The following is a 20,594-nucleotide window of genomic DNA, read 5'->3' on the forward strand; positions in this document are numbered from 1 at the left end:
GGCGAGTATTCTCGCCTAAATTGGTGTCCGGGGAGATTAGACCACTACAGTCTCAGTTCTGGAGCCGATCCATTGACCTGAATGGCGATACCTATGCCGTTAATGTCAACGTGAGCGAAGACGAAAAAGGCATGCCCGTTCGACTTAAGATCGACAACGGGAAGGAGTATGTGCGCTCGTTCAATACGAACGGCGCTGGCTTCCCATTCTCTGTTCCAGGCGCCACCATCAATTACCAGCAAGGTTTCAGCGGCGGGAATTTGGACTGGGCTGACAAGGACTACCAACTTGTCTCGGCGCACGAAATCGGACACCCGATCCTTACGTTGGCTGCCGGCCGTGAATACTCTTGGAGCCATGAAGGTACTTCTGGAACCCTTGGTGGTGATAACGGCACGTATGCCCCGGTGCCAAAGACTGGCGAAATGAATCTGATGAAGTACTACGAGGACGCGTCAGTCAACATGAGATATGCCCGATCTATTGCGAGTGAGAGCGATGTCAAAAATCTTATCTATATCTCTAAACGCCATTAAGGCGCTGGGTCTACTGGCGGCGTTGTCCGGCTGTTCGCTGGCGCAGAACATGGAACAGGATTTTCCATATGAACTGCGTATTGAAAACAAGCTAACGGCGCCAATAGCCTACTGCGAGGACTTTGAAGCTGAGACCTGTCCTCATGTCGTCCAGAGCGGGCAGAGTGATCGCCAAATCTTCATGTCACATGTTGCCAATGGCAGTGACGAAAAGAAGTTGGCGGTATTCGACCGCCAGAAAATCAAGGTCTGCGGGAAGCTCATTGACGTCAAATTGATTCGGTCCGTGTCCCCGGTAGTCAAGCGCGACAAAGACCATTTCGAGATCGTCATCGACAAGGCGGTACACGACAAGTTTTGCCCGTAGCATCGGGGCTTCGATTGTGTTCGTGGCGTGAATCTTCTTGGTATTTCCAAGACTTCGCGCCTGCACTGATCTAAAGCAGGATAGGTTTTCGCCACTATTCGTATTACAAGCCGGTCGGCGCAGTTCGGCGCTGACCGGCTTGGTACTTCCAAGCTTCCCGAGATTGTGCCTGCCCGAGGCAGGATAGGCTTTGGCCGGGATTTGTAATACGGCTTGGCGGCTTTGCATCCAGACTGCATCCCCCATGTAGGTTTTATGTAGAGAAAACGTTGCACGGTGTTGCATCGGTGTGGAGTTCTTGTAAGTTTTTTGTTGCGTCGCCGGCCGGCGCCACCGTTGGTGCCGGTCGGGACCACGCCACCAGGCTTCCTAGTGGAACATAAAGAGGCGCTTGCGCGAGCGGGCCGAATTTGACGGGAACCCGCATGGTTGCTGGCTTTCTCGTGTCTTGCGATGTGGCGCCGCCGCGCGGATTTGCAAGCGGATACGATTGCACTGGCGCCTAGGGAATCGCTGATTAAAAGGCGTTCGCGCGATGTCGTCGACGACGCTGGCGCGGAATTTCCGGATGCCGAAGTAAAGCGGCACTCATTCGGAGAAGTTTGAACCGAGGATGCGCGTCATTTCCCGCATCTTTCACACGCATGACGGATTGCTCCCATGAATCGACCGCAGCCGGTTTCGCGCGATCACCAGGTTCGCCAGGGCGAACAGACTGAACAGTTGCGCCGTGTTCTTGAGCAGCCCCTTGTAGCGCACCTTGCGATGACCGAACAGGTTCTTGATGACATGAAACGGATGCTCAACCCGCGCGCGGATTTGCGCCTTGGTTCGCTCGAGTTCGATCACCAGATCCTTCAGCGGACCGTCCTGCATCGCCTTGATCTTGCCGCGTTTGGCCGCCATGCGCCACTTTACCGACCGGCCTTTCATTTCATCGCGCTTGTCTACGCCGATATAGCCCGCGTCGCCGAACGCTTCCTGTTCGTGGCCGTGCAACAGCGCGTGCGCTTGCGAAACATCCGACACGTTGGCGGACGTGCCGACCACGCTGTGAACCAGCCCCGAATCGGCATCGACACCGATGTGCGCCTTCATGCCGAAGTGCCACTCGTTGCCTTTCTTCGTTTGATTCATATCCGGATCGCGACGCTTCTCCGCGTTCTTGGTCGACGGCGGGGCTTCGATGATCGTCGCATCGACCAGCGTGCCTTCCTTCATCATCAGCCCGCGTTCGCACAGCGAGATACCAATCTCGTCGAACAGCTTGCGCGTCAGGTCATGCTCGAGCAGCAGGCGCCGGAATTTCAGCAGCGTGGTCGCATCCGGCACGTTCTCGACGGCCAGATCAATCCCGGCGAAGGCCCGCATCGCGATGCTGTCGTACAGCGCGTCCTCCAGCCCTTCGTCCGACAGGCTGTACCACTGCTGCAGGAAGTAGATTCGAAGCATCCGCTCCAGACCTATCGGTGGGCGGCCGCGCTCCCCCTTCGGGTAGTGCGGCTCGATGGCCGTCAGCAACCGCGACCACGGCACAAGCTTCTCCATCTCGTCCAGAAAACGCTGGCGCCTGGTCAGGCGCCTCTTGCCAGCGCTTTCCGCTTCCGCAAAGCTCATCTGCCGCTTCATCGTCGTGGGTCCATTCCGTGAACTATCTTCTACAACGCCCTCGGCAGGGGCAGCGATGACCACCGAGCTGAATAAATCAGTGTTTCCCTAGGTGTTTTAATTTCCCCTGGTGGGGTGAAGTTAGGGCCGTGTTCATCCCCAATGAGACCAGACACATAGGCAGCCACTACTTCAGCCTAGTCCACGATGATCGCGGCGTCATCCCTTTCGAGGAAAGGTGCTCGGCGAGATCTTCGCGATTGGCCTCGTGATCGCCAGGTCGTTGGTACTGAATACGCGGTGGGGCGCCGCGGCCAGATCACTCAAACGTTAGTTGGGAGGGACACCGGGGACTGCGCCCCGGTGTTGCTGTGGTTGATGTTTATGCAAACATCTTGCGGTACACGCCAACGAAGCTGCGTGCCGAACGCATCGCCATCTTTGTCATCAGCGAGGCAGTCATCGTGACGAGTTCAACGTCGCCGAGGAACGATTCGCTATCCGCCTGCCGAGTCGTGCCGAAGACCTGCAGGGAAGCCCCTGGTGGAATCTCTTCGTGCCGCTCGACGAGCCGGACGTTCCATTCCGGGGTGATCCGATCAGCGGTGGAATAGTGAAGGATCTTTGCGCGATCCGTCGGCATCACTTTGACCAGCGCGGGTCGCGAGAGAGTCCGGTAGATTGAGTAGCCTCTCTCTTCCACCATGATGCGGCTCACACGAACGGTCTGGCCAAGGTATCGACGGAAATCCGCGAGGATCTTCGTTTCGAGGCCAATCGTTTGCGATGTCATGACATGCTCCAGATTCAACGTGGAGCACGCCCTGGTGGGAGTGCCCACACAGGGTTGAAAAAATGCCGGTATCGGCGGTGAAAATCTGGAGTAGTTCGCACCAGCGCCGCCATCTGGCAGCCGTCGCGTACCGCATGCCGTGGTCGCAGACCATGGAATGCGTAATGGTGGGGCGCGGCGCACACTTTCGTGTGGCCGCGCGTCCGGTTTCGCTTAATGCAGCGTGCGGTCCGCCTTCAGACGTGCGTCCGGCGCCGGATACGTACTCGCTCCCGCGAGGATTTGGTCGAGGTGAGCCTCGATTTCCTCCGACGCAGTTTCGTACGAGGACACTTCCACATCGCAAAGCACCACGCGGGTGCCGCACTCATTACGATCTTCGCAGTCAACTTTGGCCTGGCCGAACAGTTCCTCGGCCTTGAAGGACGAGTAGAACCATTCGAAGCTCCAGCCTGCTGCGGACATCCACGCGATGACGGAAACAGTAACACCGGCTTCGACATTGGCGGATGCTGCTTCGACATGTTCGATTGCTTGGGTATTCATTTCTCCAGCTCCTTTCGAATGACGGAGCAGCCCCTCGACGGAGACGTGCCCCGCGTGGGTTCATGATTAAAGAGTTGTGCCAGAGATCTGGCGGGTAAATCGGCACGCGCGATCGCAAAAGAAAGCAGACTGTGGCGTGAATACCTTCACGGCACAACCCGATGCGTACTGGAGAATTGCGGGCGCTCGAGCGAGCGATGATTTCGAAGGGGCCGGACACGGCGCACGAAAGCGCGTTTATAAAGCGGATGCCTGCAGCCAGGCGTGCACCGACTATACCGCAAATTCGCCGAGAGGAACAACAGCGCCGCCCCCCCCAAACCTTCGGGGCGGGCGGCGTTCGGTTGCGTTTAATCGTTCAACACGGGAGGCGCGTGGGGGCGCCCGTCCGTATGCGTCACGAAGATCGAGGCGGCAGTCTTGCTTTTCTCGACTTTGAGCACGAAGGTGTGCTTTCCGGCGGCGAGACGGATCGAGTCCTGCAGCGAGTCGCCACCATGCTGGCCGTGGACACCCCGCAGGCGAACGTTGTAGAGGCTGCCGTCGCGGTATTCCCGAACGGCCGGCATCTCTATGCTAGCTTCGCGGAAGTTCGTACGATAACGGCGGAATACCGCACCGATCGCGCGCTGGAGAGCCTGATCGCTGTGGTAGCGACTAAGTTTGACGAAGTCGGCGCCGAATGAAACCTGCTCGAGGCCGGCCCCGGTCGTCATCATCGCAAAGCGACTGCCCTTGTAGTCCTCCATCCCGTCGAAGTACGCACCGCGGAATCGGTCCACGATCGGATCGACCTGCGCCTCGCTCGGACCATCTTCCCAGTTGACGTCGATACACGCGCCGCCAGAGTACTTACTGCTGCGGACGCTGAATTTGATCCCAGGGAAGGCCTCCTTCAGACTTTGCCGCAGGATCTTGGCCGTTTCGGTACAGCTCAGGTCGCGTCGATTCGAGGTTGCCGGGAGGCTCGACGCGGAAGCTACGGAGAGGTTGCTGTTCATGGTTGGCTCCTATGCCGGAATGCCGGCGGTGGTGAAACAGGAGCCGTGACCGATCATTTCGATCACCTGCCGATGCGCGGAGTATGGGCAGACGTGGGGGGGGCAGACGCGTCCCGTTGGACGACGTCTGCTATGGTTCCTGATTAATTGAGGGACATACGCATGCCGCCCGCGGACTGGTTGATGCTCTCTGCGCGTGCTGCCGCGGCGTGCCCAAGGTTGCAGGCGAATACTTTCTGGTAGCCCTTCACGATCTCGATTGCTTGATCCAATCGTGCAGTAGGGGCGGCGATATCATCGGCCCAGGCGATCGAACCCTCACCATAGTGATGCCAGATCTGGTATCGACCATCCCCCATCAAGCGGACCTCGGCGACCGCGTCGTATATCGGGTGCATTTGCACCGACCAGACGAGATTGCCCGATATGAGGGAAGCGGTCAGCGCCGCCTTTTCGTTGCTTTTCATCGTTCGTCCTTTTCTACCGGCATCGGCGTTGAGAAAAGATCGAGTCGTTTCCGAGCTCACCTGAGCGAGATACTCAGGTGAGCCCTCCGTGAGGAGGGAGGCGTCCATCTGGTTGCTCAAGCGTGCGCCAAGTGGGTGGTTGAACAGCCAGAGATTGGCTACCGGCATTGAAGGAGCCGCGACGCGTTTTAGGGGCAGGCAGCCGAGTAAATAGCGAAGGCGTGCGAGGCATGGATGTGCCCTGCCGAGGACAAGATTGGGAGATTTCTTGGGCCTGAGAGTAGCCCCGCGGTGCGTTAGAGCCCTGAGGCCGCACCAGTGAAGAGATGCCGAGTGAACGGCTGGAACGGACATTATCATGGGATTTCGGGCAATGCAATCGCCTCGAATTTGCGTTTGTTGGAGCGGGCGTCAGACTCTATGCAGTTGAATTCGCTTTCACCCGAACATTCGGCCAGCGTATTGCTGACCGCGCTTTGGGTGGTAGAGTTTCGACGACTCGCTTCCCATTTCCGGAGGTCAATTGCCCATTCGATCCGCGAGATTTTCCCGCTGGCGCCAGCGAACGCGCTGCGACGCATCTGAACCGTCGTACAGTCTGCTTGTGCGAATGCTTGCCGTGATTGCATGCACGACTATTGTCGCGGCGGCGTTCATAATGTCGCTTGCAGTATTCTGGCGTGCTTCCAACACCCCGACCGTGCTCGACGCACTTTTCGCGAACTGGTCCGACGAGGTGCTGATCTTGCTGGGAGGCGGCTCTCTGCTGGCTGCAGCGTGCGCCGTCCACGCCGTCCGCAAAGTTCTCGAGTGACCTAGCCTCTACCGGAGCTTCACCGCTTGTTCGCCATTGCCCCGACCGACAGCCCTGCCCTCGAAACTCGTTCTGCCGCCTACCCGTTCGGCGAAAAGGTCCCCTCTACGGTGCTGATGCTGCGCACGTGTGTGCCAGAGGCTCCTTTGTGCGTCGAGCCTCAGCATTATCCGATCGCCTACATCGGCACACGTTACCCGTGCTTCGTGGAGTCGAATGGCGAGGTGGCCGTCATCCTGCCCAACGGCCAGTTGATGCACGTGCCGCACGACGCCTTCAAGGTCATGTGCTTCCACTCTGGCCCAACCGACACGAATAGAGCCAAATTTTTTTTGTTTTAAGGGGAAAAACTATCATCGTTTCTGCCGTAATGTGGGATTGATGGGACGACATTGCGCCAACCGATCCACAGACCCAGACCAGGAACTTTGCATGATCACGGATGCTTTCCAGCTTCCTCGCCTCGAACAATCGCCCCGCCTGTGGGCGCTGGCGCTCAATCTCACCCTCGCGCCGTGCGTGGGGGAACTTGAGGAGGAAGAGTCCAATCGCGTGGTACTGGTGATGATGAGCGAGAAGCGCCTCGATCCTACCCGTGTGAAGGATCTGCTCACGCAGGCCCTCTCCGATTATCGCGGTGAGCGTTTGCCGGTCCATCCGGAAACCCCGATGCTAGGCGAGTTCATGCAACGCTCGTCGTGGCGCTTGGCGGTCCATGGTGCGCGGACCGCTAAGCTGCGTTCACTTCACACCACGCAAACCGAGATCTGGCTGCGTGACGATGCCGACGATGCCTACCCCGTCTTGTGCCAGGCCTTCTCGCCTGACCCGGATCGTATCGACGAAATGCTCGATGCCGCGAGCGCCTTCCGGTGGGCGCCGACGGAGCAGTCTCTTCGCGGCGGCGAATGAAGTACTCATTCCTGGCCGCGGTCACCCTGGCGGGTCTCGCGGTCCTGTCGTCCGCGCGAGCGGGCCAGCGGGACGACGAGGAAGTGTACCGACAGCGCGTGATCGACTACGTGGTACAGCAGTACGGAAATGGAACACCCCTCGCCGCGGCCGCGATGACATACGCACGGACTGCCGGCGAGTTGTGGTTGGCGACGGCTCAAACGCAACAATACGATCAGGGGATGACCCAACGCGCTGGCATCGCCGAGATCTGCTTTCGTGGGCAGCTGGCCGAAGCCGGTGTCTCCGATCTCGACGGTGCAGTCGCCGCGCTCGAACGCACGATCGCGTCGAACCCCGCCATATATGCTGGCGAGCTTTATGCAGCCGCGCTTGCCTTGCAGCATCCGCTGGATCTGGCCATGACGCCTACGCAGGCCTGCCTCCAGGCTCGTGTCCCACTCCCCTAGTTACCCTGCGCGATCTAGGGGGCGCGTGAGACGATCTTGGCCGCCATCGGGGGCGGCAACTCGGTTCAGGTCAGCTTCGGTTCGTTCGGCATCGCCGTCCGTGCCGCACGCAGAAGTTCACAGCAGCCAGGGCGTTGGAGCACCGCGCAATCGCGTCGCTGAAGTCAAAGGCGAAGTGATGTAGGCCGGCCGAGGCTTACGCCAGCGGCCGGCAACAGCCCTAGGCGGGAACGAGGAATTTGCGCAGCTTCTCTACGCCACGCTGATGCAGTGCAGTTGCGCGGCTATCGCCGATGTTGAGTCGCTTGGCGATCTCGCGGTTCGTGAGGCCATGGTAGTAGCGAAGTTCGATGACTTCCCGGTCACGTGCCGAGAGTGTTTCGATTGCGTCCAGCAGCTTCTGGATGCTTTGTTCGAGGATGAGGTTGTCTAGGGCTGTGTCCGTGAAGCTCTCGATGTTGGCTTCCTCGATCTCCTCGCAGGAGTAGATGATGACGTCAGTCTGCAGGCGGTGGATCATGTCGTGCACGTCGCTGACCGTCAGCCCCAACTCCTGTGCAATTTCCTTCGCTGTCGGTTTTCTACCTGTGCGCCCCGACACCGCGCTGGCTGCGGCGCTAATCTTCTTCGCCTGAACGCGCTGTGTGCGAGAGAGTGGATCATCCGCGCGCATCTCGTCGATTACGGCGCCACGGATGCGGGACATGGCCCGCGGGATGAATACCTGAACCTCCAAATCCTGGTTGGTCTGGGCGTATTGGATCAATTCGGTCCATGCCGATTGCATGCGGTCGTCGAGGGTCTGGCCAAACCCGCCGCAAAGCCGCTTCACCATCCGCGGAATTTTGTCCGCAAACAGGCTACAGAGCTGTGCCTTGCTCAAATCTGAAACTCGGTGATCCATTCTTCTTTGGCTCGTCGTGGTCTAACTGCTTATTTCATTGTTCTCATTGCATCGCCATACGTGGCAGCCGAACTCGGCTTGGTTGACGAGTCAGTTCAGTGCTCACCGGACTACACCGAAATGCTCGTCAATCACAAGCGCTTCACCCTCCTCTTATGCGATCCTCTCCCCGCTAGAGGGACCTGACACAACCTCGTCTGCACGAGGAGGTTTGAAGTACTTGCTTATCTTATCAATTTTCCGATGCTTGCAAATAGGCTCGCAACTAAAAAATTACGTTAATTCGGGGTTAATTGAATTCGAGAATCTGATGCAAAGGCCGCACAATTCGATTTGAGAAAACGCCATACGTTTCGCCATCCAAAACACACTCTCTCACCGACCAGAACGCTGTCGTTGATACTAACGTTTGCATTTCGCAGTCCCGAAGGGAAATTCGAGGCACCATGCGGCGCAAAAATTCATCCCACAAAACTGTCCACCACCACCACTACTACGGTGGCCGCCGCCGCTTGCGCGTCCGCATCCTCCGTACCCTGGTCGCTACGGTTGTGTTGTTTTTGGCATACAAGTCGGCGGTGCACGTCCTCGCCGGTTCCGGATCGCATCTCTACCACTATTAGCGCTATGTCCAACTGGAACAACCTGCCCCTGCGCAAAAATGACATTTCTCGTTCCGGTTACGGTCACAAGAAAGGACGCTTTGCCCTGCTGTCTTGGGCAAGTTTGATTTTCTGTGCGCTCGTTGCCCGCAGAGCAATCAAACTGGGCCGAAACGTTGTTGTAACCGGCACGCCTGACTCTGGGGCGAATACGGTATTAACGCTTATTTCTGGAAAAACTTTAGGCCCGAATGCAAATCCGGGGGGAGGAAAGACGACATATTCGCCTTCGTTGGAGGATTTGGAGGGAACCCACGCACTGAAATTCATCGGTCCACGAAGCTTTGACCCGAACGCTTGGCGTACGATCATGCAGCACCTCGGCGAGCGGGGTCGCCCGTTCTCGATCGCGACAGTCAGCCGTCACGCCGACTGGCTTCGCCACGAACTGGACCTCTATGCCGCCTCGAGCAACGCGCGCGGCATTTTTTGGCTGACGCTAAAGTGATTCTTGGCCGAGTCGCCACCGCCCAAGTCGAACCATTGAACCCGACCCGGCAGGTTTCGATGCGGGCCCGCACATGTTGTCGGCAGGCAGTGGGAGGGGGTTGTGAAACGGCGCGCACTCAGACCAACAGGCCTGAAAACCTCCCCTCCTACTCTCCCCGTCAGTTGCGCTTGAAAGCTCGAGCCGGCGGCATCAGACGGCTCGCGCGACGCATTGTCCAGTAGATCTCAGCCGTGGCTGTCAGGAGCAGTGAGGCGATTGCGTTGAAGGTTACATGCTGCACAAACACATCGGAGGCGGAGAGGATGAAGTTCCGGGTCGGAAGGTCCATCATAAAGCGCTGAGCGTGGTCGCCGCCTACGGACGGCGAGTTCGCTACGAGCAGGATTGCATCCAGTAAGAGACTGCCTAGGTCGATCAACGATATGAGGGCAAACACGATCGTCGAGGCAACGAGCACCTGGCAGATGAATCTGGCGACGCGTAGCTTGCCCCGGTTGCCGTGAAAGTACACACCGAGTTCGGTGATCGCTTTGCGCGAGGCTGATTCACTCCGCTCGGCAGTGTCCGACACGCCGGTCACGGCTTTATTCATGAAGTGTCTCCGGTGGTTTTGCAAAGCAGTGCGAGCTCAGTTCGAGCTCGGCGAGAGCATGTCGTGAACGAACTTGGCCGTCCCGTCGACGATTGTGGCCATGGCACGTCCCATTCGCTGACCAACGGTCGATACCAGGCCGCCGTCGTTGGATGGCGTCGAGGCCGTGATCGCGGGCTTCCAGGTCAGCGAGGCGCTGCAAATCAGCATGCCGTTCTGTCCGTAAGTGGCGGCTACCCCGGGTGTGCTGCAGGTGCCGCCAGGTGATGCCGTGGGCAATTGTTGGGCGCTCGCCGCGCCGGCGGTCAGTATGGTAGCGATGATAATTGCACCGCGGATCGGCCCAACTCGCGTCATGGGTGACTCCGTAGAATTCGAGATAGCCCTTCGAGGCCGGGACAGAACGTTGAAATTTTCTGTGCAAATGGACTAGCTCGCGATCAGAAAGCACCCCGTCACGGAGACGCATTCGCGCATGGTCAACCTCTTGAACCATTCTCCGCAATTTGCACGATTCCGAAATTGACGACTCGGGAATGAAATTACTTCATAGGATCAGATGCTTCCAGTTTCGGTCGCGTCACGACCGAACACCGGCAAAAAAAAACCATGCGCCGGGGCGGACGCATGGCTGAAGACGTGAAAAACCACGACACTTGATCAGGCCCGATCTACATGCCAGAAGACCCAAGCCGGGGAGGATAGTGCCACGGAGCCCTCCCACGCTTGTGGACAAAAGAGTCGCCGGATGATCACCTATTCTCCCGCGGCGCCATAAGCCGCCTATCGACTTGCAATATCTATCCGGCCCCATAGCCTACGGACATGCCCCGTCCTTTTCCGGAGTCCGTATGTTTCGCTTCTCGTTCCTGACGTTCCTGCTGGTATACTTTTTCAGCAGCATTTTCCGCACGTCGCTCGTGGACATGCTCGTCCATGATGCACTTCACTCAATCACCTCGCTGGCTCAGCACTCTGAGTCCCGCTACTACGATGATCACAAGGATCGCCCCGAGCACATGCTGATGCGCGGTTGTGCTGATGGTGAGGTGTGTCACCCGAACATCGCACGCAGGCGACCTCAGCACACGGACGACTTCGGCGAGAACGGGCCGCTTGATCGCCGCTACGCAGATCCGACCTAATCGCATATCCTCGCATCAACATCGCTCGGGCAGCCCGTCAAACGGCTGCCCGCCGTCGTTTTGAAGGCCAGAATATCCGCTTCGCTGACCTGCGTTTGCATTTCACTAACGCTCCCATAGCCTGATTTTGGCTGGCGCGATCGCCGGCTCCTTTCATTGAAGAGGAATCCTGCTCATGGGCGATACTGAACATTTCTTCCCCCTCCACCAGATTCGCTTCCGTAGCCACCGCCACGGGGCTGAGAGTCGCGCGCTGTGCCGCGAAATCGCTCTGCGGTGGACGCTCCCGCGACGATCTGATGGTTCCTTCGATTGGCGCGCACTCCCGCCAGCAGCGCCCGCTGGCGCCGTATTCACAGCTCATTTGCAGAGAGGGGTGGTGTCTGTGCTGCGGGGCATCGACACCGGCCTGTGGCTGATGCGTCGCGATAGCTTCGATCGGAAGATTGATGGCCGCATATGGCGGCACGAAGTCTTCGTGGGGGACGACGGCTCAGGTGACGTGATCGGCGTGCGCGTGAGCGTCGCCCCGGGCCGCAACATGGTTGTCCCGATGAGGCGTTCGTCAGTGATCTCGTCGCTCGTGCGGAACTGCGCCTTGCTCGACGACAAGACGCAGGTGCAGACTAAACCGCGCATGGTGACGAAATTAGACGTGGCGCCGGTATTGGACCTGCTCGCCTCCCCGACACGCACCCTTCCTGTTCTGCTCTTCAACCGGTTTATCCAGGACTCTATGCACCTCGACGCGCAGAGAGTCGCGGACAAGCTGGCCGGCTTCGCGCATGTGCTCGTGGTGATGCCCGACACCGCGGCCACCGTGCGACAGTACCTCGCCAAGGAGATGGGCGTGCAGCTCTCCGCCGTCACCATCTGCTGGCCTGTGTCGGCGGCCGATCATGGCGCCGTCCACGCCAAATGGGACTTGATACAGGTGAAGGACCCGGCCTTCTGGCATTTCCTTGAGGCAGGCGTGATCCGCGCGTCCGTAGGCACGATGGCAACTTGGCTCGGCTCACTGGTTGCCGGCCCTCGGGATTGAGCGCGCGGTTTGGTACCACGGCACCCAAATGTTGTGGTCCCGCCCTGCCATATTCGTGCGGTACTAGCATCGACCGCCCTCTATACTCGCCGCATGACTCCCACGGCCCTCGAACAGCTTCTGGACTATACGTTCAGCGATCGCTCGCTTTTCGAGCTGGCATTGACGCATCGGTCCTTTTCCGAGGATCACAACGAGCGCCTTGAGCTCCTGGGCGACTCGATCCTCAGTGGTTCGGTCACCGCCCTTCTCTACAAACGCTTCCCACGACTTTCCGAAGGCGGGCTGTCGCGCATCCGCTCGAATCTTGTGCGAGAGTCGACGCTCCATGAGATCGCTGTGGCGCTAAATCTCAGCTCGTGGCTACGATTGAGCGACGCGGAGATCAGTGCCGGCGGACTTGTACGTCCTTCGATCCTTGCAGATGCCTTCGAGGCAGTGCTAGGCGGTGTGTTCCTCGACGGCGGATTTCCACCAGCCGAGCGTCTCGTGCGCCGGATCTATACGCCGGTCCTCGACACGATCGACATCCGCCACTTCGGCAAGGATCCTAAAACACGCTTGCAGGAGTTACTGCAGGCGAAGCGTGTACCTGTACCGACGTACCGCATCGTCGCGATCTTCGACGACGAACAGCCTCGACGCTACGAGAGCGAGTGTGTCATTACCTCCCGCGGTCTGCGCACAACCGGCATTGGCCCAAATCGCCGGGTCGCCGAGCGCGAGGCAGCCCACCGTATGCTCTCCATTCTCGAGACGCGCACAGCGGCCTGACAACGGGTCACTCCCGCGCAAAAAAACCTCCTCGCGCCGGTTTGCATTCTCACGCAACCGCTTCATCGCAAGGACCCTTCCCCTCATTTAGCGGCCTGCGCGCCCTTTGTCACGATCCGTGGATTCCCGTCATGACCATGTAGATGGAACCAGCATGCTGCAAAATTCAACGATACTCGGCGAGATTTACCGGCTGAATCTGGCGTACCTGACGATGCTGCACCGCAACCTCCTGGCGGATTTCGCGACGGCGGTTGACACATTCGGACTGTCCGAAGAAATTGCAGCCGCAATAGTGAATAGCAAGCCTGACAAGCTCGCCAGGCTTGCGCGGACCCCTCAACTGCTTCTCCGCGTCAGGTTCAACGACGTGCAGTTCCTTCGCACGCTCGCAGCGAAGGTCGGACCGGGTATCGCGCAGAAGATCGAGTCCGAAGAGGCCTCGTCCGCCTAGCACTTGCTGTTCCATTTATTCATAGTTTTGATCTATTCACCCCGCGCGGCGTATAGCTGACGCCCTCCCGTCAAAAGTTTGTTTGGACAAACTTAACTTATCGAATTAACTCTTTGGAATTGCTGTGCAGGGTGCTTGCCTCCACCTGCCGCAGTCGCATAGAATGTCTTCAGCCGTTCGGTCGGCATTGTCTGTACTCCATCAAGTCCCCCTCGTCACACTCAACTGAACGTCGTTCAATTGAGCGTCGACCTTCCTCCGGCACGCTGAACCCCGCTCTATATAGGTTCGCTAGTGTCCACGGAGCTCTCTTTTTTCATCGCCACACTGTGGCAATCAGGAGAGCACCATGAACCGTAATCTTCAAGCCTTTTGCGTTATCCGTACGCAGCACGAAATCGTGTTCGGCGATCAACTGATCCTGGTTCAGGAGTTTCGCACCGAACTGAAGGAGGCTCTGGCCGATGCGTCCGTTGTCACGTTGATCGAGCAGCTCGAGAGCGGTGGCAACGTAGCGCAGTTCGACGAGGATACGTGGTGGACCATCGTCGACGACTTGAAGGCGCATCTGGGCAGCCAGTGCGCCAACATGGCGGGCGATTCTCGCGATGAGCAGGAATCAGCGTTGGTCGCTGCGGAAACGTGGGTCGAGGAAAACATCTCGAATGCCACCCGCGCCGAAATTGTCGCCGCGGCGGTCGTTCACTACGGCTATTCGACGGCCGGAACGATGATCCGTGAACTCAACTCGTCTGTCGCGGCATAACTCGCAAGCATCAAAGTAGCTTTCGGCGGTGCCTGTCCTTCTGGACAGGCATTATCCGAATGATCTGCTAGGCCCCGGAGAGCACGTCTCCTCAGGGCTATCGCCTCCTCCTTTTTTAACCGCCAACTCGGCAGAAAGGAGAATCATGAACACCACCATCTACCCGAAACACACTCCCTGGGGCGCCCCGCATACGACCACCATCGTTGCGGAAGGCATCGTGCGGTATACGACTGGCAGTCACGGTGGATACTGGCTCAGCCAGGAACGCGTCGCATCCATGCCCGACGGCCTTCGCCCGAAGGAACTCGAGGTAGATTGTGGCGCCTGGTTCGAAGAGGACGAGCAATGGACGCTCGTCGCCCTTGCCTTCCAGATGTACTTCGACGATGGCGCTATCCAAGTGGCGCGGCGCACGGTTGTGAACTGGATGCCGGAAGTCTGGGAAGCCTGGACGGGCGAGAAAGTCACGCCGGCGATGAGCCATCGCCGCGCGCGGGAAGTTTTTCTGGAACAGCACAAGAGCGATCAGATTGTCGTGGCGGCTTTTGGCAGCTGGGACAAGACGGTGCCGAAAGGCATGGTCGGCGTTGTTGCCGTGACCGGCGGCCGCGTTTCCGGGACGCTCAAACCACCCGAGACGTACTGGCTCGTCGACGAAGCCGAATATGCTGACGCTCACGAACAGCCCGGTTATACCGGTGACTTCGTTATCGACCCGTCGCGTCATCAGCCGTGGCCGCGTGAGGTTCTTGTCAAGGCAGCGTAATCATCAATCGGCGGCGCCTGCACCTTCGGGTGCGGCGCTTCCGATCCATCCCAGACCGTCGGTCGGGTCCTGGATGGCACAAAACGCCATTTCTCTTGTTCACGCCCGCAGGGCATCAGGAGAAAATCATGACCATGATCATCGCCGCCGCTGTAGCGTTCATTTTCATCGCAGCAGTGCGCGCAGGAGCAGGCTCAAACGAAATTGAAGAAGCATCGGACGCACTCGACCGCTGCCCTCAGTGCGGGAACTACCTACCCTGTAATTGCAACCACTACGAGGACTCCTCGTACCAGCATCACCACCATCATGACCAGTGGCCCAACGACGCGATGAACCAATCGTCGCAAGACGACTCGTGTCTCGGTTACGGCCATCACCATCACGGCGGTTCCGATGACTGGAACTGAGCAATAGGGGCGCTCCGCAAGGATGCGCCCCACCTACCCCTTCAAAACGCGTCCGGATCCTGCTAAGCGCCGCTCAGCAGGGCCACGGCCCGCTCCTTTTTCGCCCTACGGGCATCTAAAGGAGAAGCATCAAATGGCAAATTGGACCGGAATTGCGCGCACGAACTACGTCTTCCCCGGCAACCTCGAGGAAATCGAGAAGGTCGCGAAGCGCTTCGATCTGCGCGTCATCAGCGAGGACGAGCGCATCGGTTTTGTGGCAGATACAGACGACGGCGGTTGGCCATCGAACACGTACGACGAGGATCTCGAGGACGATGTCGAGTTCGACGTCACGACGATGCTGATGCCGCACATCAAGGAAGGCGAGGTGCTGGTGGTGATGGAGGCAGGTAGCGAGAAGGCCCGCTACGCATCGGGATATGCGAAGGCATACATCCGCAACGGCGATGTCTGCCGCATGGTGAGCGTGTCGCTCAATGACATTTTTGCGAAGGCGGCCGCGGAGTTCGCCGTGGACGTCAGCGTAATCACCAACGCTTCGTACTGAGGGGAACTATGAACGGACGGGGCTTCGGCCCTGTCCCGCTGGCAATCTTGTCGACCCCTCGGGGGCCTCTCCGGTCGAGTTCGCTCACTCCTACCTGGAGCTGTAAACGTGCTTTCCTCGGGCGCGCGCACGCGCGCAATGAACTCTCAGCTTCGCGCACTGGCGCTGTGACGTAATAAGGCCCGCTGTCCTCTCTTCGAGAACGGCGGGCCTTTTCGTTGCCCCTGGCAGCCCGAGGAACAATCAGTTGACGAATCGGCGATCGAGCAGCCACCTGCTCGGCTGGCCGTCGCGGCCATAATGGATCTCGCCCTGCAGGCAGCCGCCGTCGTCGAAGTACTGCTCCTTGCTACGGTAGACCACCCGCTTGCTCGGTACAACCGAGAAGGCGTGCGCCGGCACCTCAATCAGCGGTCGCACGGACAGGCCTTCCGCCAGCACCTCCCGCGCCCACGCGTCGAGGTTCGTCAGGCTCGCCGCGTCTCTGGCGACGGCGCTCGTCAGGTCCAGTGCCTGAACAATGCCATCCGGCAGGACCACAGCGCCGCCCGAGCGCTCAAGCACTTGAGCGCTCGTCGGCGCCGTGGCCTGAAAGAAGATGAGGCCGCTGGGCTTTACGCCTGCATCAGCCGATACTGCAACAACCCACAAACGCTTCAATTCGGAATCGCACATGTTGTTCTCCGTGGTCTTTTAGCCTCGTTGGGCTACGACTAGGGCCTATCACCCCGTGAAGGCAGCAGCCTTGACGGGAAGTCAGCAACGTCGAACGTGCAGCGAATAACTCTGCCGCGGGTGCTCCGCTGTGCAAGCGCTACGTATTGGATGCGTTACGTGTGGTCATAGTCTGCCGGAGGCCTGCGGGAGGACGTCACGGACGCGTGCAGGAGCAGACTCAGAATTGATGCCGAACTAACGGCGTGACCGAATGATACTGCGAATTTTCGAATATCGACAAGGGGGGCGGAGTAATTGTAGGCAGGCCACAGCCGTTCGATCGGCGCCGTGGTGCGCTTCGCTACTGAGAGTGCAAGAAAGTCGCCTGGGCTGAATTGGCTGTGGTCAAGCCTTGCGAGCGGAATTTCGTCGACCACGACCTCGGCTGACATGACTACGGTGCATACACCGCGGATATCGGCGATTGCGCCCGTACTGGCATCCGGGTATCATTTCTGCAGCCGTTTGATCGGCATCTCATCAATCCGGGCCTGCCCGCCGCCGGCGTAGTCGAAAGTCACTTTGGCCCCTCTGGCCGATCTTAATCCTCCCCCATCCGCTGACGCTGACCGTCTATAGGTTACGCTCGTTCGTCGCGTCGCGTTCTGCCTAGCCATTCCAGCTACGCAGAGCTTTAAGCTCCTCAGTTTATCCGCCCATCTCGGGCACGAGGAGATCAACATGAACAGTAAGATGGAGCGTTTGCTCGGGCCCGTAGGAGTCATTCCGGACGGACAAATCAACGCACCTATCGGCGACGAGTTGGTGATGCGCACGGGAATCCCCCACCGTGGAGGAAAACTCGCGATCCACGCGTTCGAGAGCGGATATCCCGTGATGGTCTCGGCAAACGCATTCTTCAATCACAGGACGGGCCGCTTCGACGTGCCGCAGCATTCGCCGCTTCAGGACGTCGACGTCGCGCTGGATTCCGCAGGGTTTGTCGCCATGATGAACTTCAAGTCAAAGGGCAGACAAGCTGGTGTCGGGGGGATCTATCCATGGTCGTACGCGGACTATCTCGAGCTCGCCGCCGTGCTTCGACCGACTTGGTACAGCGCTATGGACTTGTGCTGCGAACCGGAAGCCACGAACGGTGGGATCCACACGGACTGGCGTATCAGGGCAACGGCAACGATGCTTGAGGCTCTCCTCCAGATCATCGAAAAGTGGCAGGCCGACTACGCGCTTGAGGGGGCGCGATCGGTGATGATTGCGAACGACCTCAAGCCGCCGGTGCCGATTTGCCAGGGCTGGGAACTAGACGACTACCTGAAAAGCCTCGACTTAACGATGGAAGTGTGGGACCGGCACACGTGGCTGGCACCGCCTTCGCTGATGGGTCTCGGTTCGGTCTGTCGACGCGACCTTCACCATCCAAAGTACGGGCTCTTCGCCATTCTCGACGGTCTGGAAGGACGACTGCCGAGAGGCACGAAGCTGCATCTGTTCGGAGTGAAGGGCGCTGCGCTCGAGCGCGTCAAGATGTACTCCCACATCGTTGCATCGTGCGACAGCATGGCTTGGGACTACGGAGCGCGACAGGAAGCGTTCCGCCACGGCATCTCCAACAACATGGCACACCGTGCCGAGAAAATGGACACTTGGATGAACACCGCCATTGAGCGGATGAAACCGAAATCGGGAGACCAATTCCGGCTTGCTTTCTGAGCCGACGAAATACGATCCAAGCTTAAACCGAAACGCGCACTGCCCCATGGGCGTGCGCGCTTCCGGCATCTCAGAAGGCCCCAGGTCCCCTGAGCTGCAGCATCTCCCTTTATACCGCCCGAGAGGCACGAAGGAGATAACCATGAAGCACCGCAAGGAATCGCTGACCTCTGACCAAGCCAACGCGCTGCTGACGTTCGCACGTCGCCACGGCCGCTATTGGAAGAAGAAACTCACTGATCTCTGGCAGACCGGACGCGACGACCGCGAACCGGAAGGTCCGCTGCTGCGCCAGATCCCCAACGGCGGCGGTCACAGTCTGCTCGTCGACTTCCATCTGCCGAACGAAGTCCGTTAAGCATCAAATCGGAACCACGGAGCGCCAGACACGCCGAGCGCGTGATCTGGCCGATTTCCGTATTGTGTCACCGAAGATTATTTAGAGGACGCCCCAGAAGCATTTGACAGAACTACCGTATACAAGCAAATCGACTATCTCAAGCAACGTTATGCCGTTCGCAGCTCCCCTTCTCGAACTGGTTCCCGCTCTTCCGCCAGGCAAGCTATGGCACTGTGGGGAGTGCTTCCGCATCGCACTTCCGCGCACCAGGCCGGTCGATCCATTGTCGGCGGATGGTCATTACGCGAGGACGTGGCAGAGCCACTGCTGTGAGGTCCCGCTCGCTACCACCGACCATGATGGCGCGTTGACCGTATGGAACGGCTCTGCGAAAATGCTGGCAGCCGTTTGATCGGCAACACATTTCACCGGAATGCCGCTCGCCCTGAGCTTGATCGCGTTCCAGCACCCTGTAAGTCCCATTCTCACGTCAGGTGATCAGACCCGACGTGACATGTCTGCGCCGGGCGAAGTCCGGCCCAGCCCTATCGGGTACCTCCTTTTTTACCGCCCCATTCGGGCACAAAGGAGGATTTATGAATAGCAACAAGCAAACCGAAAAGCAGCTGCCGACGGTGCAGGAACTGGGTGCCCTGATCATGGAGCGCGCAAAGGCGGCGGAAAAGATCCTGACGGCCGGGATCAAGCTTCCTGACGCGCACGCGTGGCGGATACCGGATGATGCGCTGTCGTTCTGGGACGGCTGTCCGGTGCGCTCAACCGAAGGGATGGGTTTCTCGTTGTACATCGACCGACAGTTGGTGCCTGGCATGTCCGCTGACGAGATCTACGGCGATCAGGCGACGATTCGCGCGGAGATCCGTCTTTTCATGCCGACAGCGGAGTATCGCCACAGCAGGAAGATTTGCAGGTACCGGCACAGCTTGGACGTACGCTTCGCCGCGCACCTCTGGGTGGAAACCGGGCCGCACTGGGCGTTCCAGTCGACGACGCACCTGGTCGACAACGAGCGATTTGTCTATGCCGATACGCTGGAGGCACTGTGTGCCGCTATCGTAGACCGCGTAAACACCTCGCTCTCGCGCGCAGTTCAGTGTGTAGCGCGTAAACGTATCGAGACGGCGGAGGACGCATGCGCCTGATCGACGGTCACATCGAGAGCTACACAACCTATATGAAAACGCTCAACGAGAGTCTGAAGGACGGTCACCCGGCCATGCAGGCGGAAACGCAGGCCTTGATGGTTGCAACGCAGGGCGTGCTGGACAGCCTGCAGAAGTACCAACGGGTCGTCGACGGGCTTCGGGTAGCGCAGCACCGTCACTGACGTGTAGAGCGGCTTAAGCCGAAAGGAACAGGAGGGAGGGATGCCGCAAGGCGTTCCTCCCTCTCCAAATTTATGTGCGGGCCTGCTTCGTTGGCTTGCATCTTCAGTGTCACGGGACACACTGACGATGTTCCCATCCTTGGAGGTTCCGCCATGAGTCAGTCTGCCCAGTCCCTGCCCCGCCACGCCACACGCACGAGCCCATACGCGGACCGAGTTCGTTCAACGCGTGTGTCGGCGACGTCGTACGAGATACGCATCGACGGCGAATTCCGCTTCCTTATCGAAGGCGATGAGCAATGGCCTGCCCTGTGGCAACTGTTCGCAGTGATCAATGGTGTCCGCTCCGGCAAGTGCCTAACGCTTGAGTCCGAACACTTCGACGTGATCGAGCAGCTCGAGCGCGGATGCTTCTGGATGCCGGCGGCCAAGGTGGCTCCGGCACCGCACTCGTCAAGCCTGACCCGCCACCGCTTCCCGCAGTACCTCCCGGAGTAGCAATG

Annotated in this window: 30 protein-coding genes; 20 read left to right on the plus strand and 10 right to left on the minus strand. The window is 59.0% G+C overall.

All coding sequences use genetic code 11. From position 1 onward, the window contains the following. The first annotated feature begins 110 nt into the window (after positions 1-110). Complete coding sequence (locus PTE31013_RS19125) at positions 111-536, plus strand: hypothetical protein (protein ID WP_150614338.1); 426 nt, start codon at positions 111-113, stop codon at positions 534-536. A gap of 184 nt (positions 537-720) precedes the next feature. On the opposite strand, the gene PTE31013_RS19130 is transcribed toward PTE31013_RS19125, so the two are convergent. The 6 genes from PTE31013_RS19130 to PTE31013_RS19160 all read right to left on the minus strand — a co-directional run bounded on the left by PTE31013_RS19130 (position 721) and on the right by PTE31013_RS19160 (position 5,318). Beyond that, complete coding sequence (locus PTE31013_RS19130; RefSeq protein ID WP_150614339.1) at positions 721-1,188, minus strand: hypothetical protein; 468 nt, start codon at positions 1,186-1,188, stop codon at positions 721-723. A 351-nt stretch (positions 1,189-1,539) separates the two neighbouring features. Further along, positions 1,540-2,532, minus strand: coding sequence for an IS5 family transposase (locus PTE31013_RS19135; RefSeq protein WP_150614340.1), 993 nt, complete (start codon positions 2,530-2,532; stop codon positions 1,540-1,542). A 361-nt stretch (positions 2,533-2,893) separates the two neighbouring features. Next, positions 2,894-3,304 (minus strand): hypothetical protein, encoded by a 411-nt coding sequence (locus tag PTE31013_RS19145; protein WP_150614341.1) that lies wholly within the window; start codon positions 3,302-3,304, stop codon positions 2,894-2,896. A 213-nt stretch (positions 3,305-3,517) separates the two neighbouring features. After that, complete coding sequence (locus tag PTE31013_RS19150) at positions 3,518-3,850, minus strand: hypothetical protein (protein ID WP_150609312.1); 333 nt, start codon at positions 3,848-3,850, stop codon at positions 3,518-3,520. Positions 3,851-4,200: 350 nt separating this feature from the next. Continuing rightward, positions 4,201-4,851, minus strand: coding sequence for an LPD29 domain-containing protein (locus PTE31013_RS19155; RefSeq protein ID WP_174966672.1), 651 nt, complete (start codon positions 4,849-4,851; stop codon positions 4,201-4,203). Positions 4,852-4,994: 143 nt separating this feature from the next. Beyond that, positions 4,995-5,318 (minus strand): hypothetical protein, encoded by a 324-nt coding sequence (locus PTE31013_RS19160; protein ID WP_150609314.1) that lies wholly within the window; start codon positions 5,316-5,318, stop codon positions 4,995-4,997. A gap of 333 nt (positions 5,319-5,651) precedes the next feature. Here PTE31013_RS19160 and PTE31013_RS19165 point away from each other — a divergent pair, with 333 nt between their 5' ends. The 5 genes from PTE31013_RS19165 (at position 5,652) to PTE31013_RS19180 (ending at position 7,496) form a co-directional block, all read left to right on the plus strand. Then, positions 5,652-5,903 (plus strand): hypothetical protein, encoded by a 252-nt coding sequence (locus PTE31013_RS19165; RefSeq protein WP_150609316.1) that lies wholly within the window; start codon positions 5,652-5,654, stop codon positions 5,901-5,903. 73 nt (positions 5,904-5,976) lie between these two features. Continuing rightward, entirely contained in the window at positions 5,977-6,132 is a 156-nt protein-coding gene (locus tag PTE31013_RS24890) for a hypothetical protein (RefSeq protein WP_174966673.1), read from the plus strand. A 26-nt stretch (positions 6,133-6,158) separates the two neighbouring features. Next, complete coding sequence (locus PTE31013_RS19170) at positions 6,159-6,473, plus strand: hypothetical protein (protein ID WP_150609318.1); 315 nt, start codon at positions 6,159-6,161, stop codon at positions 6,471-6,473. A gap of 91 nt (positions 6,474-6,564) precedes the next feature. After that, positions 6,565-7,044, plus strand: coding sequence for a hypothetical protein (locus tag PTE31013_RS19175; protein WP_150609320.1), 480 nt, complete (start codon positions 6,565-6,567; stop codon positions 7,042-7,044). After that, the gene (locus PTE31013_RS19180; RefSeq protein ID WP_150609322.1) at positions 7,041-7,496 is read left to right on the plus strand and encodes a hypothetical protein; all 456 of its coding nucleotides are present in this window, start codon (positions 7,041-7,043) and stop codon (positions 7,494-7,496) included. The genes PTE31013_RS19175 and PTE31013_RS19180 overlap by 4 nt, the downstream gene beginning before the upstream one ends. A 220-nt stretch (positions 7,497-7,716) precedes the next feature. Here the strand turns inward: PTE31013_RS19180 and PTE31013_RS19185 are convergent, their stop codons facing one another. Continuing rightward, positions 7,717-8,400 carry a sigma-70 family RNA polymerase sigma factor gene (locus tag PTE31013_RS19185; RefSeq protein WP_150609324.1) on the minus strand — a complete coding sequence of 228 codons (684 nt, stop codon included), beginning with the start codon at positions 8,398-8,400 and terminating at the stop codon, positions 7,717-7,719. Between the two features lie 627 nt (positions 8,401-9,027). Between PTE31013_RS19185 and PTE31013_RS19190 the strand changes: the two genes are divergently transcribed. Then, positions 9,028-9,510 (plus strand): hypothetical protein, encoded by a 483-nt coding sequence (locus PTE31013_RS19190; RefSeq protein ID WP_150609326.1) that lies wholly within the window; start codon positions 9,028-9,030, stop codon positions 9,508-9,510. 160 nt (positions 9,511-9,670) lie between these two features. On the opposite strand, the gene PTE31013_RS19195 is transcribed toward PTE31013_RS19190, so the two are convergent. Both PTE31013_RS19195 and PTE31013_RS19200 read right to left on the minus strand, forming a co-directional pair. Continuing rightward, entirely contained in the window at positions 9,671-10,105 is a 435-nt protein-coding gene (locus PTE31013_RS19195) for a hypothetical protein (RefSeq protein WP_150609328.1), read from the minus strand. A 36-nt stretch (positions 10,106-10,141) separates the two neighbouring features. Next, positions 10,142-10,462: a hypothetical protein gene (locus tag PTE31013_RS19200; protein ID WP_150609330.1), complete on the minus strand. Its 321-nt coding sequence runs from the start codon at positions 10,460-10,462 to the stop codon at positions 10,142-10,144. Positions 10,463-10,956: 494 nt separating this feature from the next. Here PTE31013_RS19200 and PTE31013_RS19205 point away from each other — a divergent pair, with 494 nt between their 5' ends. The 8 genes from PTE31013_RS19205 (at position 10,957) to PTE31013_RS19240 (ending at position 16,015) form a co-directional block, all read left to right on the plus strand. Continuing rightward, the gene (locus PTE31013_RS19205) at positions 10,957-11,250 is read left to right on the plus strand and encodes a hypothetical protein (RefSeq protein WP_150609332.1); all 294 of its coding nucleotides are present in this window, start codon (positions 10,957-10,959) and stop codon (positions 11,248-11,250) included. A 175-nt stretch (positions 11,251-11,425) separates the two neighbouring features. Then, the gene (locus PTE31013_RS19210) at positions 11,426-12,292 is read left to right on the plus strand and encodes a hypothetical protein (RefSeq protein ID WP_150609334.1); all 867 of its coding nucleotides are present in this window, start codon (positions 11,426-11,428) and stop codon (positions 12,290-12,292) included. Positions 12,293-12,385: 93 nt separating this feature from the next. Then, the gene (rnc, locus tag PTE31013_RS19215; RefSeq protein ID WP_150609336.1) at positions 12,386-13,066 is read left to right on the plus strand and encodes a ribonuclease III; all 681 of its coding nucleotides are present in this window, start codon (positions 12,386-12,388) and stop codon (positions 13,064-13,066) included. Positions 13,067-13,220: 154 nt separating this feature from the next. Next, on the plus strand, positions 13,221-13,520 hold the full coding sequence (locus PTE31013_RS19220; RefSeq protein ID WP_150609338.1) for a flagellar transcriptional regulator FlhD: 300 nt from the start codon (positions 13,221-13,223) through the stop codon (positions 13,518-13,520). 349 nt (positions 13,521-13,869) lie between these two features. Beyond that, a complete protein-coding gene (locus PTE31013_RS19225; protein ID WP_150614342.1) occupies positions 13,870-14,286 on the plus strand; it encodes a hypothetical protein in 417 nt (138 codons plus the stop codon). Between the two features lie 145 nt (positions 14,287-14,431). Then, positions 14,432-15,055 carry a DUF7007 domain-containing protein gene (locus PTE31013_RS19230; RefSeq protein ID WP_150609342.1) on the plus strand — a complete coding sequence of 208 codons (624 nt, stop codon included), beginning with the start codon at positions 14,432-14,434 and terminating at the stop codon, positions 15,053-15,055. 128 nt (positions 15,056-15,183) lie between these two features. After that, complete coding sequence (locus tag PTE31013_RS19235) at positions 15,184-15,465, plus strand: hypothetical protein (protein WP_150609344.1); 282 nt, start codon at positions 15,184-15,186, stop codon at positions 15,463-15,465. A gap of 133 nt (positions 15,466-15,598) precedes the next feature. Continuing rightward, complete coding sequence (locus PTE31013_RS19240) at positions 15,599-16,015, plus strand: hypothetical protein (protein WP_150609346.1); 417 nt, start codon at positions 15,599-15,601, stop codon at positions 16,013-16,015. A gap of 243 nt (positions 16,016-16,258) precedes the next feature. Here PTE31013_RS19240 and PTE31013_RS19245 read toward each other — a convergent pair whose 3' ends face one another. Continuing rightward, the gene (locus PTE31013_RS19245) at positions 16,259-16,690 is read right to left on the minus strand and encodes a hypothetical protein (protein ID WP_150614343.1); all 432 of its coding nucleotides are present in this window, start codon (positions 16,688-16,690) and stop codon (positions 16,259-16,261) included. A gap of 723 nt (positions 16,691-17,413) precedes the next feature. Here PTE31013_RS19245 and PTE31013_RS19250 point away from each other — a divergent pair. The 5 genes from PTE31013_RS19250 to PTE31013_RS19270 all read left to right on the plus strand — a co-directional run bounded on the left by PTE31013_RS19250 (position 17,414) and on the right by PTE31013_RS19270 (position 20,589). Beyond that, a complete protein-coding gene (locus tag PTE31013_RS19250; RefSeq protein WP_246174730.1) occupies positions 17,414-18,403 on the plus strand; it encodes a deazapurine DNA modification protein DpdA family protein in 990 nt (329 codons plus the stop codon). 142 nt (positions 18,404-18,545) lie between these two features. Next, positions 18,546-18,761 (plus strand): hypothetical protein, encoded by a 216-nt coding sequence (locus tag PTE31013_RS19255; protein WP_150614344.1) that lies wholly within the window; start codon positions 18,546-18,548, stop codon positions 18,759-18,761. A 578-nt stretch (positions 18,762-19,339) separates the two neighbouring features. Further along, positions 19,340-19,906 carry a hypothetical protein gene (locus tag PTE31013_RS19260; protein WP_150609356.1) on the plus strand — a complete coding sequence of 189 codons (567 nt, stop codon included), beginning with the start codon at positions 19,340-19,342 and terminating at the stop codon, positions 19,904-19,906. Further along, positions 19,897-20,091 carry a hypothetical protein gene (locus PTE31013_RS19265; protein ID WP_150609358.1) on the plus strand — a complete coding sequence of 65 codons (195 nt, stop codon included), beginning with the start codon at positions 19,897-19,899 and terminating at the stop codon, positions 20,089-20,091. The genes PTE31013_RS19260 and PTE31013_RS19265 overlap by 10 nt, the downstream gene beginning before the upstream one ends. 153 nt (positions 20,092-20,244) lie before the next feature. Further along, positions 20,245-20,589, plus strand: a complete 345-nt coding sequence (locus PTE31013_RS19270; protein WP_150614345.1) for a hypothetical protein — start codon at positions 20,245-20,247, stop codon at positions 20,587-20,589. Positions 20,590-20,594: the final 5 nt, after the last annotated feature.

It is taken from the genome of Pandoraea terrigena, assembly GCF_902459705.1.
In the GTDB taxonomy this organism is placed as follows: Bacteria; Pseudomonadota; Gammaproteobacteria; order Burkholderiales; family Burkholderiaceae; genus Pandoraea; species Pandoraea terrigena.

Bases quoted from the DNA above. Each gene is read 5' to 3' on its own strand.
- PTE31013_RS19130 (WP_150614339.1), bottom strand. From the start codon at position 1,188: ATGCAACACCGTGCAACGTTTTCTCTACATAAAACCTACATGGGGGAT.
- PTE31013_RS19135 (WP_150614340.1), bottom strand. From the start codon at position 2,532: ATGAAGCGGCAGATGAGCTTTGCGGAAGCGGAAAGCGCTGGCAAGAGG.
- PTE31013_RS19145 (WP_150614341.1), bottom strand. From the start codon at position 3,304: ATGACATCGCAAACGATTGGCCTCGAAACGAAGATCCTCGCGGATTTC.
- PTE31013_RS19150 (WP_150609312.1), bottom strand. From the start codon at position 3,850: ATGAATACCCAAGCAATCGAACATGTCGAAGCAGCATCCGCCAATGTC.
- PTE31013_RS19155 (WP_174966672.1), bottom strand. From the start codon at position 4,851: ATGAACAGCAACCTCTCCGTAGCTTCCGCGTCGAGCCTCCCGGCAACC.
- PTE31013_RS19160 (WP_150609314.1), bottom strand. From the start codon at position 5,318: ATGAAAAGCAACGAAAAGGCGGCGCTGACCGCTTCCCTCATATCGGGC.
- PTE31013_RS24890 (WP_174966673.1), top strand. From the start codon at position 5,977: ATGTCGCTTGCAGTATTCTGGCGTGCTTCCAACACCCCGACCGTGCTC.
- PTE31013_RS19175 (WP_150609320.1), top strand. From the start codon at position 6,565: ATGATCACGGATGCTTTCCAGCTTCCTCGCCTCGAACAATCGCCCCGC.
- PTE31013_RS19180 (WP_150609322.1), top strand. From the start codon at position 7,041: ATGAAGTACTCATTCCTGGCCGCGGTCACCCTGGCGGGTCTCGCGGTC.
- PTE31013_RS19185 (WP_150609324.1), bottom strand. From the start codon at position 8,400: ATGGATCACCGAGTTTCAGATTTGAGCAAGGCACAGCTCTGTAGCCTG.
- PTE31013_RS19190 (WP_150609326.1), top strand. From the start codon at position 9,028: ATGTCCAACTGGAACAACCTGCCCCTGCGCAAAAATGACATTTCTCGT.
- PTE31013_RS19195 (WP_150609328.1), bottom strand. From the start codon at position 10,105: ATGAATAAAGCCGTGACCGGCGTGTCGGACACTGCCGAGCGGAGTGAA.
- PTE31013_RS19200 (WP_150609330.1), bottom strand. From the start codon at position 10,462: ATGACGCGAGTTGGGCCGATCCGCGGTGCAATTATCATCGCTACCATA.
- PTE31013_RS19205 (WP_150609332.1), top strand. From the start codon at position 10,957: ATGTTTCGCTTCTCGTTCCTGACGTTCCTGCTGGTATACTTTTTCAGC.
- PTE31013_RS19210 (WP_150609334.1), top strand. From the start codon at position 11,426: ATGGGCGATACTGAACATTTCTTCCCCCTCCACCAGATTCGCTTCCGT.
- rnc (WP_150609336.1), top strand. From the start codon at position 12,386: ATGACTCCCACGGCCCTCGAACAGCTTCTGGACTATACGTTCAGCGAT.
- PTE31013_RS19220 (WP_150609338.1), top strand. From the start codon at position 13,221: ATGCTGCAAAATTCAACGATACTCGGCGAGATTTACCGGCTGAATCTG.
- PTE31013_RS19225 (WP_150614342.1), top strand. From the start codon at position 13,870: ATGAACCGTAATCTTCAAGCCTTTTGCGTTATCCGTACGCAGCACGAA.
- PTE31013_RS19230 (WP_150609342.1), top strand. From the start codon at position 14,432: ATGAACACCACCATCTACCCGAAACACACTCCCTGGGGCGCCCCGCAT.
- PTE31013_RS19235 (WP_150609344.1), top strand. From the start codon at position 15,184: ATGACCATGATCATCGCCGCCGCTGTAGCGTTCATTTTCATCGCAGCA.
- PTE31013_RS19240 (WP_150609346.1), top strand. From the start codon at position 15,599: ATGGCAAATTGGACCGGAATTGCGCGCACGAACTACGTCTTCCCCGGC.
- PTE31013_RS19245 (WP_150614343.1), bottom strand. From the start codon at position 16,690: ATGTGCGATTCCGAATTGAAGCGTTTGTGGGTTGTTGCAGTATCGGCT.
- PTE31013_RS19250 (WP_246174730.1), top strand. From the start codon at position 17,414: ATGAACAGTAAGATGGAGCGTTTGCTCGGGCCCGTAGGAGTCATTCCG.
- PTE31013_RS19255 (WP_150614344.1), top strand. From the start codon at position 18,546: ATGAAGCACCGCAAGGAATCGCTGACCTCTGACCAAGCCAACGCGCTG.
- PTE31013_RS19260 (WP_150609356.1), top strand. From the start codon at position 19,340: ATGAATAGCAACAAGCAAACCGAAAAGCAGCTGCCGACGGTGCAGGAA.
- PTE31013_RS19265 (WP_150609358.1), top strand. From the start codon at position 19,897: ATGCGCCTGATCGACGGTCACATCGAGAGCTACACAACCTATATGAAA.
- PTE31013_RS19270 (WP_150614345.1), top strand. From the start codon at position 20,245: ATGAGTCAGTCTGCCCAGTCCCTGCCCCGCCACGCCACACGCACGAGC.